The organism is Streptomyces sp. NPDC020362, from assembly GCF_040642095.1.
Lineage (GTDB): Bacteria > Actinomycetota > Actinomycetes > Streptomycetales > Streptomycetaceae > Streptomyces.
In genome coordinates this window covers 64,579-78,932 of sequence record NZ_JBFAET010000014.1, presented here as the reverse complement: position 1 = coordinate 78,932, position 14,354 = coordinate 64,579, and the positions used below count along the sequence as shown (strand labels likewise).

Annotated in this window: 10 protein-coding genes; 2 read left to right on the top strand and 8 right to left on the bottom strand. The window is 71.6% G+C overall.

The features are described 5' to 3' along the window. Positions 1-154 precede the first annotated feature (154 nt). From AB0H32_RS09035 to AB0H32_RS09010, 6 genes are all read right to left on the bottom strand, one after another. The gene (locus AB0H32_RS09035; RefSeq protein WP_361116543.1) at positions 155-862 is read right to left on the bottom strand and encodes a potassium-transporting ATPase subunit C; all 708 of its coding nucleotides are present in this window, start codon (positions 860-862) and stop codon (positions 155-157) included. A gap of 5 nt (positions 863-867) precedes the next feature. Beyond that, the gene (gene kdpB, locus AB0H32_RS09030) at positions 868-3,006 is read right to left on the bottom strand and encodes a potassium-transporting ATPase subunit KdpB (protein ID WP_361116541.1); all 2,139 of its coding nucleotides are present in this window, start codon (positions 3,004-3,006) and stop codon (positions 868-870) included. Beyond that, on the bottom strand, positions 3,006-4,667 hold the full coding sequence (gene kdpA / locus AB0H32_RS09025; protein ID WP_361116538.1) for a potassium-transporting ATPase subunit KdpA: 1,662 nt from the start codon (positions 4,665-4,667) through the stop codon (positions 3,006-3,008). The genes kdpB and kdpA overlap by 1 nt, the downstream gene beginning before the upstream one ends. A 7-nt stretch (positions 4,668-4,674) precedes the next feature. Continuing rightward, entirely contained in the window at positions 4,675-4,764 is a 90-nt protein-coding gene (kdpF, locus tag AB0H32_RS09020; RefSeq protein ID WP_009326374.1) for a K(+)-transporting ATPase subunit F, read from the bottom strand. Next, positions 4,761-4,934: a hypothetical protein gene (locus AB0H32_RS09015; protein WP_361116535.1), complete on the bottom strand. Its 174-nt coding sequence runs from the start codon at positions 4,932-4,934 to the stop codon at positions 4,761-4,763. Before AB0H32_RS09015 ends, kdpF begins: the two co-directional genes overlap by 4 nt. Positions 4,935-5,020: 86 nt before the next feature. Further along, positions 5,021-6,859: an APC family permease gene (locus AB0H32_RS09010; protein WP_361116532.1), complete on the bottom strand. Its 1,839-nt coding sequence runs from the start codon at positions 6,857-6,859 to the stop codon at positions 5,021-5,023. A gap of 272 nt (positions 6,860-7,131) precedes the next feature. On the opposite strand from AB0H32_RS09010, the gene AB0H32_RS09005 reads away from it, so the two are divergent. After that, positions 7,132-7,689, top strand: a complete 558-nt coding sequence (locus tag AB0H32_RS09005) for a hypothetical protein (RefSeq protein WP_361116529.1) — start codon at positions 7,132-7,134, stop codon at positions 7,687-7,689. A gap of 157 nt (positions 7,690-7,846) precedes the next feature. On the opposite strand, the gene AB0H32_RS09000 is transcribed toward AB0H32_RS09005, so the two are convergent. Further along, complete coding sequence (locus AB0H32_RS09000; RefSeq protein WP_361116526.1) at positions 7,847-10,342, bottom strand: ATP-binding protein; 2,496 nt, start codon at positions 10,340-10,342, stop codon at positions 7,847-7,849. A gap of 234 nt (positions 10,343-10,576) precedes the next feature. Here AB0H32_RS09000 and AB0H32_RS08995 point away from each other — a divergent pair, with 234 nt between their 5' ends. Continuing rightward, complete coding sequence (locus AB0H32_RS08995) at positions 10,577-12,151, top strand: Na+/H+ antiporter (protein ID WP_361116523.1); 1,575 nt, start codon at positions 10,577-10,579, stop codon at positions 12,149-12,151. A gap of 191 nt (positions 12,152-12,342) precedes the next feature. Here AB0H32_RS08995 and AB0H32_RS08990 read toward each other — a convergent pair whose 3' ends face one another. Further along, positions 12,343-13,917 carry a hypothetical protein gene (locus AB0H32_RS08990; protein ID WP_361116521.1) on the bottom strand — a complete coding sequence of 525 codons (1,575 nt, stop codon included), beginning with the start codon at positions 13,915-13,917 and terminating at the stop codon, positions 12,343-12,345. Positions 13,918-14,354 lie beyond the last annotated feature (437 nt).

Below are 14,354 nucleotides of genomic sequence, written 5' to 3'. Positions count from 1 at the left end.
GGCGGCGTGGGGGGGGGGGGGTGTTTTGTTCTTTCTTGTTTTTTTTTTGTTTTTTTTTTTTTTTTTTTTTTTTTTTTTTTTTTTGGGGGGGGGGGGGGGGGGGGGCGCCCCCCCCCCCCCCCCCCCGACTCCCGTCGCGATGCGCGTAAGGCCGTCACTTCTCGGCCGTGAGGTCCTTGAGCGCGATGTTGAGTTCAAGGACGTTCACCTGCGGCTCGCCGATGAAGCCCAGGGTGCGGCCGTCGGTGTGGTCCTTGACCAGCTTCTCCACCGCGGCGACGGACAGGCCGTTCTTCGCGGCGACCCGGTGGACCTGGAGTTCCGCGTACTGCGGGGAGATGGCCGGGTCCAGGCCGGAGCCCGAGGAGGTGACCGCGTCGGCGGGCACGTCCGAGGGCCTGACGGTGTAGCCGGGCACCGAGTTGTCCTTGACGACGGCCTCCTTGGCGGAGAGCACCTGCGCGCAGAGCGTGCCGTCCTCGGGCCGGCCGGGGCACTTCCCCTTGACCGCACCGCTGTCGGCGGACAGGTTGGTCGCGCCCGAAAGGATCAGCTTGTACCGGGTGTTGATGCTGTTGGCACCGAGCCCGCCTGCCGGGCGGCCCTGGAACCACTTGAGGTCGGGGTCCGGGGTCTCCTGGCCCTTCTTCAGCGGCAGGTTGTAGGGCTGCCCGATCAGGGACGAGCCGACGACCTTGCCGTCCGCCTTGATCTCGGAGCCGTTCGCCTTGCCGTGGAAGGCCGCCTGGGCGATGCCGGTGACGACCAGCGGGTAGATGACGCCGGTGACCAGGGTCAGCACGAGCAGCGCCCGCAGGCCCGCCCCGAACAACCGGGCTGTGTTCACGAAGGAGTTGTTCATGGCGATCAGCCGATTCCGGGGATGAGGGAGATGATCAGGTCGATGATCTTGATGCCGATGAACGGCGCGATCAGTCCGCCGATGCCGTAGATACCGAGGTTGCGGCGGAGCATCTTGTCGGCGCTGACCGGCCGGTACCGCACGCCCTTCAGGGACAGCGGCACCAGCGCGATGATGATCAGCGCGTTGAAGATGACCGCGGACAGGATCGCGGAGTTGGGCGAGGACAGGTCCATGATGTTGAGCTTGTCCAGGCCCGGGTAGACCGCCGCGAACAGCGCCGGGATGATCGCGAAGTACTTCGCGACGTCGTTGGCGATGGAGAACGTCGTCAACGCGCCCCGGGTGATGAGGAGTTGCTTGCCGATCTCGACGATCTCGATGAGCTTCGTCGGGTTGGAGTCGAGGTCGACCATGTTGCCGGCCTCCTTGGCGGCCGACGTACCGGTGTTCATCGCCACGCCGACGTCGGCCTGCGCGAGCGCGGGCGCGTCGTTGGTGCCGTCACCGGTCATCGCGACCAGCTTGCCGCCCGCCTGCTCCCGCTTGATGAGGGCCATCTTGTCCTCGGGAGTGGCCTCCGCGAGGAAGTCGTCGACGCCCGCCTCCTCGGCGATCGCCTTGGCCGTCAGCGGGTTGTCACCCGTGATCATGACCGTCTTGATGCCCATGCGGCGCAGTTCCTCGAACCGCTCCCGCATGCCCTCCTTGACGACGTCCTTGAGATGGATGACGCCCAGCACACGGGCGCCCCTCTCGTCGTGGACGGCGACGAGCAGCGGGGTGCCACCGGCCTCGGAGATGCGGTTGGCCATCGCGTCCGCGTCCTCGGCGACGGTGCCGCCCTCCTCCTGGACCCAGGCGATGACCGAGGCGGTGGCGCCCTTGCGGATCTTGCGGCCGTCGACGTCCACACCCGACATCCGGGTCTGGGCGGTGAAGGCGATCCACTCGGCGCCGGCCAGCTCGCCCTGATGGCGCTCGCGCAGCCCGTACTTCTCCTTCGCCAGGACGACGATGGAGCGGCCCTCGGGCGTCTCGTCCGCGAGCGAGGAGAGCTGGGCGGCGTCGGCGACCTCGGCCTCGGTGGTGCCCTTGACCGGCACGAACTCGGCGGCCTGGCGGTTGCCGAGGGTGATGGTGCCGGTCTTGTCGAGCAGCAGGGTCGACACGTCGCCCGCGGCCTCGACCGCCCTGCCGGACATGGCCAGCACGTTGCGCTGGACCAGGCGGTCCATGCCCGCGATGCCGATCGCGGAGAGCAGGGCGCCGATGGTGGTCGGGATCAGGCAGACCAGCAGGGCGACCAGCACGACCATCGTCAGGTGCGTGCCCGCGTACGTGGCGAACGGCGGCAGCGTGGCAACCGCCAGCAGGAAGACGATCGTCAGCGAGGCGAGCAGGATGTTCAGCGCGATCTCGTTCGGCGTCTTCTGCCGGGCCGCACCCTCGACCAGGTTGATCATCCGGTCGATGAAGGTCTCGCCGGGCTTCGTCGTGATCTTGATGACGATGCGGTCGGAGAGCACTTTCGTACCACCGGTCACGGCGCTGCGGTCGCCACCGGACTCGCGGATGACGGGGGCCGACTCACCGGTGATCGCCGACTCGTCCACCGAGGCGACGCCCTCGACGACGTCACCGTCACCGGGGATCACGTCGCCGGCCTCGCAGACCACCAGGTCACCGATGGTCAGCGCGGTGCCGGGGACCTGCTCCTCGGACGTGCCGTCCGCGAGCAGCCGGCGCGCGACCGTGTCGGTCTTGGCCTTGCGCAGGGTGTCGGCCTGGGCCTTGCCGCGGCCCTCGGCGACCGCCTCCGCCAGGTTGGCGAAGATCACCGTCAGCCACAGCCAGGCGCTGATCGCCCAGCCGAACCAGTCGCCCGGGTCCTTGAAGGAGAACACCGTGGTCAGCACGGAGCCGATCCACACCACGAACATCACGGGCGACTTGACCATCACCCGCGGGTCGAGCTTGCGGAACGCGTCCGGCAGCGACTTGACCAGTGCCTTGGGGTCGAAGAGGCCCGCTCCGACACGGCCCTCGGCGGGCTTGTGCCCGGTGGGGACGTCCCTGTGCGGCGCCCGGGTGGGGGTGGCTGTGGACATGGAGTCCTCTGGGTTCTCTGTGCGAGTGGTCATCACGCCAGCCCCTCGGCGAGCGGGCCCAGCGCCAGGGCCGGGAAGTACGTGAGACCGGTGATGATCAGGATCGCGCCGACCAGCAGGCCGGTGAACAGCGGCTTCTCGGTGCGCAGGGTGCCGGCCGTGACCGGGACGGGCTTCTGCCCGGCGAGCGAGCCGGCCAGCGCCAGCACGAACACCATCGGCAGGAAGCGGCCCAGCAGCATCGCGAGACCGGTCATGGTGTTGTACCAGTCGGTGTTCGCGTTCAGGCCGGCGAAGGCCGAGCCGTTGTTGTTCGCGGCCGAGGTGAAGGCGTAGAGGACCTCGGAGAATCCGTGCGCGCCCGAGTTGAGCATCGAGTGCGGCGGGGTCGGCAGCGCCATGGAGGCGGCCGTGAAGACCAGCACCAGGGCGGGGGTGATGAGGATGTAGCAGGCGGCGAGCTTCATCTCGCGGCCGCCGATCTTCTTGCCCAGGTACTCGGGCGTGCGCCCGACCATCAGACCGGCGATGAACACCGCGATCACGGCCATGATCAGGATGCCGTAGAGGCCGGAACCGGTGCCGCCGGGCGCGATCTCGCCCAGCATCATGCTGAGCATGGTGATCCCGCCGCCGAGTCCGGTGAAGGAGGAGTGGAAGGAGTCCACCGCACCGGTCGAGGTGAGCGTGGTCGACACCGCGAAGATCGACGAGCCGCCGATCCCGAAGCGGACCTCCTTGCCCTCCATCGCCCCGCCGGCCGCCTGGAGCGCCGCGCCGTGGTGGGCGAACTCGGTCCACATCATCAGGGCGACGAAGCCCAGCCAGATGGTGAACATCGTGGCGAGGATCGCGTAACCCTGCTTCACCGAGCCGACCATCACGCCGAAGGTGCGGGTCAGCGAGAACGGGATCACCAGGATCAGGAAGATCTCGAAGAGGTTCGTGAACGGGGTGGGGTTCTCGAAGGGGTGGGCGGAGTTGGCGTTGAAGTAGCCGCCGCCGTTGGTGCCCAGCTCCTTGATGGCCTCCTGGGAGGCGGCCGCGCCGCCGTTCCACTGCTGCGAGCCGCCCATGAACTGCCCGACCTCGTGGATCCCGGAGAAGTTCTGGATCGCGCCGCAGGCGACCAGGATCACCGCGGCGATCGCGGCACCCGGAAGAAGGATCCGCAGCGTGCCGCGGACCAGGTCGGACCAGAAGTTGCCCAGCTCACCGGTGCGCGAGCGCGCGAATCCGCGCACCAGCGCCACGGCTACGGCCATGCCGACGGCGGCGGAGACGAAGTTCTGCACGGCCAGACCGGCGGTCTGCACGACGTGCCCCATGGTCTGCTCGCCGTAGTACGACTGCCAGTTGGTGTTGGTCACGAACGACACGGCCGTGTTGAACGACTGCGCCGGGTTGACCGACGAGAAGCCCATCGAGCCGGGCAGGACGCCCTGCAGCCGCTGCAGCAGGTAGAGGAAGAAGACGCCGGCGACGGAGAAGGCGAGGACACCGCGCAGGTACGCGGGCCAGGTCATCTCGGTGTCGGGGTTGGCGCCGATGCCCTTGTAGATCCACTTCTCGACGCGCAGGTGCTTGTCGGAGGAGTAGACCCGGGCCATGTAGTTGCCGACGGGGACGTAGACGAGTGCCAGTGCGCCTATCAGGGCGAGCAGCTGGAGCAGGCCGGCGGATACGGGACCCATACGTGTCTCAGAACCTCTCCGGGAAGATCAGGGCGAGGACGAGATAGCCCAGCAGGGCGACGGCCACGACCAGGCCGACGACGTTCTCGGCGGTCACAGCTTCGTCACCCCCTTGGCGACAAGGGCCACCAGCGCGAAACCCGCGAGCACGGTGACGACGAAGGCCAGATCGGCCATCGCGAACTCCTGGAGTGAGGTTCGGTGAATCGGACGATTAGAGGAAAGCGCCTGGCTGGCCGGATCCGGCCGCCCGTTGACGACTCTCATACGGCGGCCCGTACGGCTTTGACGGGGCTCTTACGGCTCTTGATCCATACCGACGGGTAAGGCGCCGTGACGGTGGGTGACCGCGGTCACAGCCGGAAGCGGAGCCGGCAGATCACCGCGTCCGTCTCGCGGCGTACGGCGTGCGCGACGACGGCGCCCCGCTGGTTCTGCAGCAGCCGCTGCCACAGCCGCTCCGGCTCGGCCTCCGGGATCAGGACGGTGACCCGGGTGCCCGGCTCCGAGGCGGCCGCCTCACGGGCGTACGCGGCGATGGGACGCCCCAGGCTGCGCCGCTCGCAGGACAGCCGGACCAGGGGCACGCCAGGGTCCCACTCGCCCCAGGCGCGCTCCAGGGCGTGCAGCTGGGCGCGGTCCTCGGGGTCCGGGTAGCAGACGGTCACGGCCCGGACCTCGTCACCGAGCGAGGCGGCCGCGGTCAGCGCCTCGGAGGTGAGCCGGGACAGGGTCGAGACGGGGACGATCACCAGCGAGCGGTCGCGGTGCGGGGTCTCGGGGATGCGGCCGAGTCCGAGCCGCTCGCCGATCCGGGCGTAGGCGCGGTGCACGGCGAGGAACGCGGCGACCAGCACGGGCAGCGCCACCACGATCAGCCAGGCGCCCTCGGCGAACTTGCTCGCGGTGACGACGACGGTCGAGACACCGGTGAGCAGCGCGCCGAAGCCGTTGAGCAGCGCCTTGCCGCGCCAGCCCCGGCTGCGCTCCAGGCGCCAGTGCCGGACCATGCCCACCTGCGCGATGGTGAAGCCGCCGAACACACCGATCGCGAACAGCGGCACCAGGGTGTTGGTGTCGCCGCCCGAGAAGACGAGCAGCGCGGCCGCGATCACGGCCAGCGCCAGGACACCGTGGCGGTGGACCTGCCGGTCGGCCTTCAGGGCGAAGACGTGCGGCAGGTAGTTGTCGCGGGCGAGGAGCTTGAGCAGTACCGGCAGGCCGCCGAAGGAGGTGTTCGCGGACAGCGCCAGCAGGATCATCGTCGCGAACTGGATGACGTAGAAGGCCCAGTTGTGGCCGAGCGAGGCGTCCGCGAGCTGGGCGAGGACGGTGACGCCCTCGACCGGCTGGAGGTGGAACCGGGAGATCAGCACCGACAGGCCGACGAGCATCAGGCCGAGGACGGCGCCGAGGGCGACCTCCGCGCGCTGGGCGCGCTGGGCGCGCGGACGGCGGAAGGAGGGGACTGCGTTGGCTATGGCCTCGACGCCGGTCAGGGCGGAGCATCCGGAGGCGAAGGCCTTCAGCAGGAGCAGGACGCCCACCGTCGTGGCGTTGTCCGCGACCACCGACGCATGGCCGTGGGCGGTCACCGTGCTCGCCGGGTGGGAGCGGAACAGACCGGCCACGATGAGGACGAAGACGGCCCCGACGAAGACGACGGTCGGCACGATGAACGCCTTCGCGGACTCCACGATCCCGCGCAGGTTGATGCCCGTGATCAGGACGAGCACCGCCAGGCACAGCCACAGCCGGTCGCCGTAGAGGGCGGGGAAGGCGGAGGTCAGGGCCGCCACGCCTGCTGTCACCGCGACCGCCACGTTGAGCACGTAGTCCAGCACCAGCGAGGCGGCCGCCACCAGGCTGGTGCGCGCCCCCAGATGCGTCTTCGCGACGGCGTAGGAGCCACCGCCGTCCGGGAAGGCCGCTATCACCTGCCGGTAGGAGGCCACCAGCACCGCGAGCAGGCCGGCGATGGCCAGGGTCACGGGGAGGGTGAAGCCGAGCCCGTGCGCACCCGCGGCCGCCAGCACGAGGACGATCGCCTCGGGGCCGTACGCCACCGACGCCATCGCGTCCAGGGAGAGTGCCGCGAGTCCCGTGACGGCGGTGAGCCGGTGGCGTTCGCCGGTATCGGGCGGCTCCTCGCCGGCGGGGACGGCGTCCGGTTCGGTGGTCAGGACGGTCATGGGTACGTGCTCCTTCGTCAAGAGCCGCGCACAAAGCCCGAAGTGTGCGCGGTGCACCCAGGTTCTGACCGTTTCCAGCCGCGTCCGAGCATTCCTTGCGGCTTCTTCGCGCTCACATGGCCGACCTTGACGGGTTCTTGACGGTTTGTGGATCCATCGAGGGCAGCGGACCGCGGGACCACCGCATGACCTGCGCCAAGATTCACCCGAAAGACATCAGAGGCGCATCAAAATGCGCCGGTTTGCTCGTGCGCGTCTCTACATTCTCGGGAATGGGACGCCGCGACAACACGCGCAGGCCACCGGCCGGCGCTCGCGCAGAGACATCCGCGGATGCGGTGCACGACCGCCGCTGGGCGAGGGACGTCAGGGAAGCCGTCCGGTGCGCCGGCATCCTGCTCGTCCTGCTGCTGCTCGTCGACTGGGGCTCCGGCCGGATCGCGCTCTGGCGCGTCCTGCTGTGGCTCGCCCTCTCCCTCCTGCTGTTCCTCGTGCTCTTTCCCGCCCGGGTCTCGGCCGGCCGGAACTGGCTGGCCTCGCGGCGGCTGCTGCGCGAACACCGGGTCCGAACCGATCTGCTGGTCTCCGTCCGGTGCCTGGACGGCGTCTCCCAACGGCTCCTGCTGCGGGACGCGTTCGGCGCGCGGGTCGAGGTGGACCCCGAGACCCTGGTGCACAATCCCCAGCTGTGGCACCTCCTGGACGAGAGCGTCCGCAAGGCGGAGGCCGGCGGGCTGCTGCTGTGCGGGCAGACCGCACTGCACCGCCTCTCCGCCCGCGTGGACCGCGAGACGGCACGAGCCGTGTTCAAGGCGTCCGGTCTGGAGTAGCCCGCCCGGCCCTTCCTCGGTCCCGCCGGCCGGCGCTGAGAACGTCCCTGCCCGCCCCGCCGTCACCAGCCGCGCGGCGGACAGGGACGTACCGTGCCGCGCGCCCCGTGCGGGCGGTGCAGCCGCCGGAGCCTGCGGGTGCCGGTCATCGTGGGCATCACGCACCTCCGAGGCTCTGCGTGGTCGGTTCGGCGCCCATGGACCGCCCGGCGAAGGGCAGCGAGACGACCATGGTCAGCCCGCCGCCCGGGGTGTCCTCGGGCGCGATGGTGCCGTTCATCGCCTCGGTCAGCCCCCGGGCGAGGGCGAGGCCGAGGCCGAGGCCGGTGGTGTTGTCGGTGTCGCCGAGCCGCTGGAACGGCTCGAAGAGACGGTCCCGGCCTTCCCGGGGCAGCCCCGGGCCCCGGTCGATCACCCGCAGTTCCACCCGGCCCGCCAGGGCACTGGCGCTGACCAGCACCTTCCGCCCGGGCGGGGTGTGCCGGGCGGCGTTGCCGACGAGGTTGGCTATCACCCGCTCCAGCAGCGGCGGGTCGGCCAGCACCGGCGGGATCTCCTCCGTGTCCGCCACCTCGACCCCGGGGACGTCCGCCAGCGCCATGGGCAGGACCTCCTCCAGGGAGGTCGGGCGCAGGTTCAGGGGCAGGACGCCCGCCTCCAGACGGCTGAGGTCGAGGAGGTTCTCCACCAGCCGGTTGAGCTTGGCCATGGACTCGTCGGCGGTGGCCAGCAGTTCCTCACGGTCCTCCGGGGAGAACTCGACGTCACGGCTGCGCAGCGAGGTGACCGCGGCCCAGCCCGCCGCCAGCGGGGTGCGCAGGTCGTGGCCGACGGCCCGCAGCAGCGCCGTGCGCATCCGGTCGGCGGCCTTCACGGGTTCCACCTCGGCCGCCGCCTCGGCCAGCCGGGCCCGCTCCACCGCGGAGCCGACGTGCGCGGCGAACGCGGCGAGGACCCGCCGCTCGGACGACGACAGCGTGCGGCCGCGCAGCACGAGGCAGGCGCCGGGACCGGCGGGCACGAAGGTCGTGCCGTCGGCGTCCGGCGGCTCGTCCGCCAGCTCCGCCGACTCCATGCCGAAGGTCTCCCGCGTCCGCTCGAGCAGCGCGGGGATCGTCGCCTCACCGCGCACGATGGTGCCGGCCAGGGACGACATGGTCTCGGCCTCCGCGGTGGCGCGGGCCGAGCGTCTGGACAGCCTCAGCGAGCGGTCCACGACCCCGGCCACTGTGGCTGCGACGACCGCGAAGACGGCGAGCGCGAGCAGCGCGTTGGGATCGTTCAGCGTGAACGCGCCGACCGGCGGTATGAACCAGTAGTTCAGCAGCAGCGAGGCCGTCACCGACGCGATCACCGCCGAGGCGACCCCGCCTATGCAGGCCACGCCCACGACGGCCAGCAGGAACAGCAGGGCCTCGCTGGTGAGGTCGAGCGTGCCCCGCACCCGGGCGAGGACGACCGTCAGCAGCACGGGCAGCACCAGCCCGGCCACCGGGCCGGCGATCAGCCGGGCCGTGGACAGGGTGCGGCGCCGCGACGGCAGCAGGGTGCCGCGTCCGGCCCGCTCGTGGGTGACGCGGTGCACGTCGATGTCGCCGGACAGCTCGGTCACGGTCTCCCCCGTGCCGGGCCCGGTCAGGAAGCGCGAGAGCCGGCCGCGGCGACTGGTGCCGAGGACCAGCTGGGTGGCGTTCTCCGCGCGGGCGAACTCCACCAGGGTGGTGGCCACGTCGTCGCCGACGACCGAGTGGTAGCTGCCGCCGAGGTCCTCCGCGAGCCTGCGCTGCCGGGTGAGGGAGGCGGCCGAGACGCCGCCCGCCAGACCGTCGCTGCGGGCCACGTGCACGGCCAGCAGATCGCCGCCCGCGGACCGGTCGGCGATCCGGGCGGCCCGCCGCACCAGCGTGTCCCCCTCCGGGCCGCCGGTCAGCGCGACGACGACCCGCTCCCGGGTCTCCCACACCCTGCCGATGCCGTGCTGCGAGCGGTACTCCTGCAGCGCCTCGTCGACCCGGTCGGCCACCCACAGCAGCGCCAGCTGGCGCAGGGCGGTCAGGTTGCCGGGGCGGAAGTAGTTGGCGAGGGCCGCGTCGATCTTCTCGGGGGCGTAGATGTTGCCGTGCGCCATCCGGCGGCGCAGCCCCTCGGGCGGCATGTCCACCAACTCGATCTGCCAGGCCCGCCGGACCTGCTCGTCGGGGACCTTCTCGTGCTGCGGGACGTGCGTGATCTTCTCCACGACGTCGTTGAGGGACTCCAGGTGCTGGATGTTCAGCGCCGTGATGACGTCGATGCCGGCGGCCAGGAGTTCCTCGATGTCCTGCCAGCGCTTGGGGTTGCGGCTGTCGCCGGGGACGTTGCTGTGCGCGAACTCGTCGACGATCGCGACCTCGGGACGGCGGTCCAGCACCGCGCCCAGGTCCATCTCCTCGAAGGCACCGCCGCGGTAGACGCAGCGGGCGCGGGGGACGACCTCCAGGCCGTCGGTCATCGCCTCCGTGCCGGGCCGCCCGTGGCACTCCACGAAGCCCACCACCACGTCCGCGCCGCGTGCGGCACGGCGCCGCCCCTCGTCGAGCATCCGATAGGTCTTGCCGACCCCGGGGGCCGCCCCGAGGTAGACCTTCAGCCGTCCGGGCCGTACGTCACTCATCGCCGCCGATGCGCTCCGCTCACTGGATCAACTCCCCTGTACGGGAAGGGGACTCTCCCCAAGGAAGCGTCCCGGCGGGCCGGCCGGTGCCGCCGTTAGCGGTTCCTTGGCGCCGGCCGGGAGGACATTGACACTGTCTTGACGTGACCTGGGCCGATAGGGTGAAGGCGGTGTGCCGGGAAGTCTGGTCGGCGGGGAGCCAGGGTGGCTCCTTCTCAGGTCCAGGGAGACGGCATGCGCAGCGTCGGCACGGTACTCGCGCTGGTCGTTCTGGCCACCGTGGTGGCCACCTTCGCCCGCCGGTGGCGCATTCCCGCCCCTTCGCTGCTGGTCGTCGCCGGTCTGGCGGTGGCGCTGCTGCCGGGCACCCCCCAGATCGAGATCAGCCCCGAGGTCATCGGGCTCGTGGTGCTGCCGCCGCTGCTGTACGCCAGCGCCGAGGACATGCCCTGGCGGGAACTGCGCGCGGTGTGGAAACCGGTCGGCATCCTCGCCATAGGGCTGGTCCTGGCCTCGGCGGCGGCCGTCGCCGCGGTGGCGGCCTGGGTGACCCCGCTGTCCTGGCAGATGGCGTTCGTGCTGGGCGCGATCCTGGCCAGCACCGACCCGGTCGCCGTGACCGCGCTCGGCCGCAGGCTCGCCCTGCCGCCCAAGGTGCAGGTGCTCGTCCAGGCGGAGAGCCTGTTCAACGACGCGACCTCGCTGGTGCTGGTCCGGGTGGCGGCGGGCATCGCGGTCGCCTCGGCGGCGGCGAACTGGGGCGCGGCCGGCGGCCAGTTCCTGCTGCTCGCCGGGGGCGGCACGGTGATCGGGGCCGCGGTGGCCGGGGTGGTGACGCTGATCCGCCGGCGCACCGAGGAACCGGTCCTGGAAACAGTGATAGCGCTGGTCACCCCGTATGCCGCCTATCTTCTGGCGGAGGCCGCGCACACCTCCGGGGTGACGTCGTGCGTGGTGGCCGGAGTGGTCCTCGGCGGACGCGGCGACCGGCTCACCAACGCCCGCATAAGGCTCCAGCTGCACGCCGTCTACGGCACCGTCGTCTTCCTCCTGGAGAGCGTGGTCTTCTCGCTCATAGGGCTGGCGCTGCCCGCGGAGGTACGGGCACTGGCCGACGGCGACCGGGCCTGGCCGCTGTACGCCCTCGCCGTCGCCGCCACGGTCATCGCCGTACGGCTGCTGTGGATCGCGCCGCTGTCGGCGGTCGTGCAGCGCAGGGGCGGGATCGGCCGGATGAACTGGCGAGTGCCGGTGGTGCTGACCTGGGCGGGCACGCGCGGGGTGATGCCGCTGGCCGCCGCGCTGTCCATCCCCGAGATCACCAGGAACGGCGCCCCCCTGGCGGACCGGCCCCTGGTCCTCGTCCTGACCACATCCGTCGTCGTGGTCACCCTCGTCGTCCAGGGCTTCACCCTGGCCCCGGTCGTGCGCCGCTCCGGCATCGCCCTGGAGCCCGCCCACACCGAACGCGAGGAGGTCGAGGCCCGCTCCCGGCTCGCGCACGCCGGACTCGCCCGGCTGGAGGAACTCGCGGAGCTGGAGGCGGTGCCGGACGTGGTCGTGGACCGGCTGCGGCGCGGTCTGACCGCCCGCCTGGACGACGCCCGCGACCGCCTCGCCGAGAGCAGCGGCACGGCCGCCGCGACCGAGTCCGCCGACCTGGTCTACCGTCAGCTGCGCCGCGACCTGATCGCCGTGGAAACCGCGGAACTCCATCGCCTCTACGACGACCACCGCATCAGCGACACGACCCGCCGCCGCCTGCAACGCTCCCTCGACCTGGAGGAGGCCCGCCTGACAGACGCGTGAGGGCCGGCACACCCCAAAGGCCGAAGGGTGCAGCCCCCCGAAAGGGACGGCAGGTGCAGCCCCCCGAAAGGGACGGCAGGTGCAGCCCCCCGAAAGGGACGGCAGGTGCAGCGCCCCGAAAGGGGCGCGGGGAACTGCGCGACCAGCCCCCACCGGCCCGCAGCTCGACCACGGTCCCTCCGGCAATGCACTCAGCGGTACTCGGCCAACCGCGGCCGCAGCCCCAGCCCGATCAGCACCACCGCCGCCGGCAACAGCCCCGCGGCCCAGGGCAGCAGATCGCCGACCGCCGACCGGCCGAGCCGGACCGACGCCTCGAAGTGCGCCCGGTTGATACCGGCCACCTCGTCCAGCGCCCCCATCCACGCCCCGAAGTGCGCGTTGGAGGTGCCCGGCTCCCAGCCCATGCAGAACTCGGTCGCCTCCTTCTCCTTCCCGGCGGCGAGCAGCGCCCGCATCTTCCGGTCGTCGCGCTCGTAGACGGCGTACGTCCGCACGGTCTTCTCCGCCGCCGCACGCTCCCCGGGGAAGGTGATGTTGTCCAGCTCCCGCCGGAACTCGCCGGTGAACCGGAGGTCGTGGTGGTCGCTCTCGTACGCCTGCCAGGTGGTGGCCAGCCGGTCGTCGTACGTGGCGAGGGTCGCGCCGTCGATGCCGTACAGCGCTTGCGACTTGGTGAGGAACGATTCCCCGTACTGCTCGCGGCGCTGCGGGTCCAGCAGGTAGCGGCTCTCGTCGGCGTTGGCGTCGTGGGCGATCGCCCGGGCGCGGGAGAGCGCGACGACGGAGTCGAAGGCGTCGTGGCGGGCCACGCGCAGGTGACCGGCGGTGGCGGACAGCATCTGCGTTCCGAGGATCACCGCGAGGAGGGTGCAGACGGTGGCGGCCAGGACACCGGGGTTGAGGATGCGCCGGAAGCTGCGGGCCAGGTACCACTGCAGGACGCCGAGCGCGGCCAGCAGCAGCACACCGAGGGCGAGGACGGCGTAGAGCTGGGCGGCCAGGGCGGAGCGGGCGGAGGAGTACTCGGCCTCGAAGGCCGCGTCGTTCGAGGAGACCAAGGTGGTTGCGGCGGGCAGGAGTTGAGCGCGCAGCAGGTCGGTGGCCCGGCGGTGGTCGGCGAGGGCGGCGGGCCTGCCGCCCCGGTGCCCGTCGTTCTCCAGGGCACGGCCGATCAGCTCCTGGTACTCGGCGAAGTCGTCGGTGAGGTGCTCCACGGTCCTCTCGTCGGACCGGTCGCCCTGGGCCGCGACGGCGAGGGTGCGCAGGTCGTGGCCGATCTCGCGGCGGGCGTCGCGGTAGAAGCCGACCGCCTTCGTGTACGGGGTCTGCAGACGGCCTCTGCCCCCATCTCCACCGGACAGCAGGATGTTGGCGGCCTGGGCGTCCATGTCGTTGAGGGCGAGGTCGAGGTCCGCGGCGCTGGTCGTGCGCGGCGCGTCGCGGTCGGCCACGCTGTCCCAGGTGCCGTTCGCGGCCAGCCCGGCCACGGTGAGCAGCACCGCCACGGCGACGGCGAGCAGGACCGTGGCCGCGCGCAGGAGACGCAGCCGCGCGGGCACGGTGGCCCAGAAGCGGCTGCGCAGAGCGGCCCGCGCGGCCCCGGCCTGCCGGCGCAGGCGCGGCCCCGGACCGGGACGCCCGGCACGCGAAACCCCGCGTCCCTGTGGTCCGGGGCCTGCGCCGGCCGGTGCGGCCGTCGCTTCCTGTGGCGGTGTCTCCCCCTCGGTCCTGGGACCCTGCGCCGCTTTGGCCGTGAGAGCCACGGTCCCTCCAACGTCACGCCACGGACGGTCGCCCGTCCCCCGTTGCCGATCAGTCTGCGACCGGATCCGGCCACCTCCGGCACGTCTTGACGCCTCCCTGATGGCACATCGGCTCGGTTTGACGGCCCTTTGACGGCCACCCCGGGACCGCCGTATGGGTGACGCCAATTCCTGCCTCAACGAGGCGTTTTGAGCGGCGACGGGAGCTAGATTCACTGTCGGCCGCCGCCGGGGCCGCGGACGTCCGCGGCCCGCACGACGGGCGGAGTCGCCACTCCGCAGTGACGCGACGGCGGTCCGGTGCCGGTCCGAGGGACGGGCACCCGCGCACGACGCCTCTCGTCCCATCGCCGGCGTCCGTGCGCCGCCGTGGGGGGGGGGGGGGGGCGCCGGCCCGGCCGCCCGTCCGCTCGCCGCCAGCAGCGCCAGCACGGCGA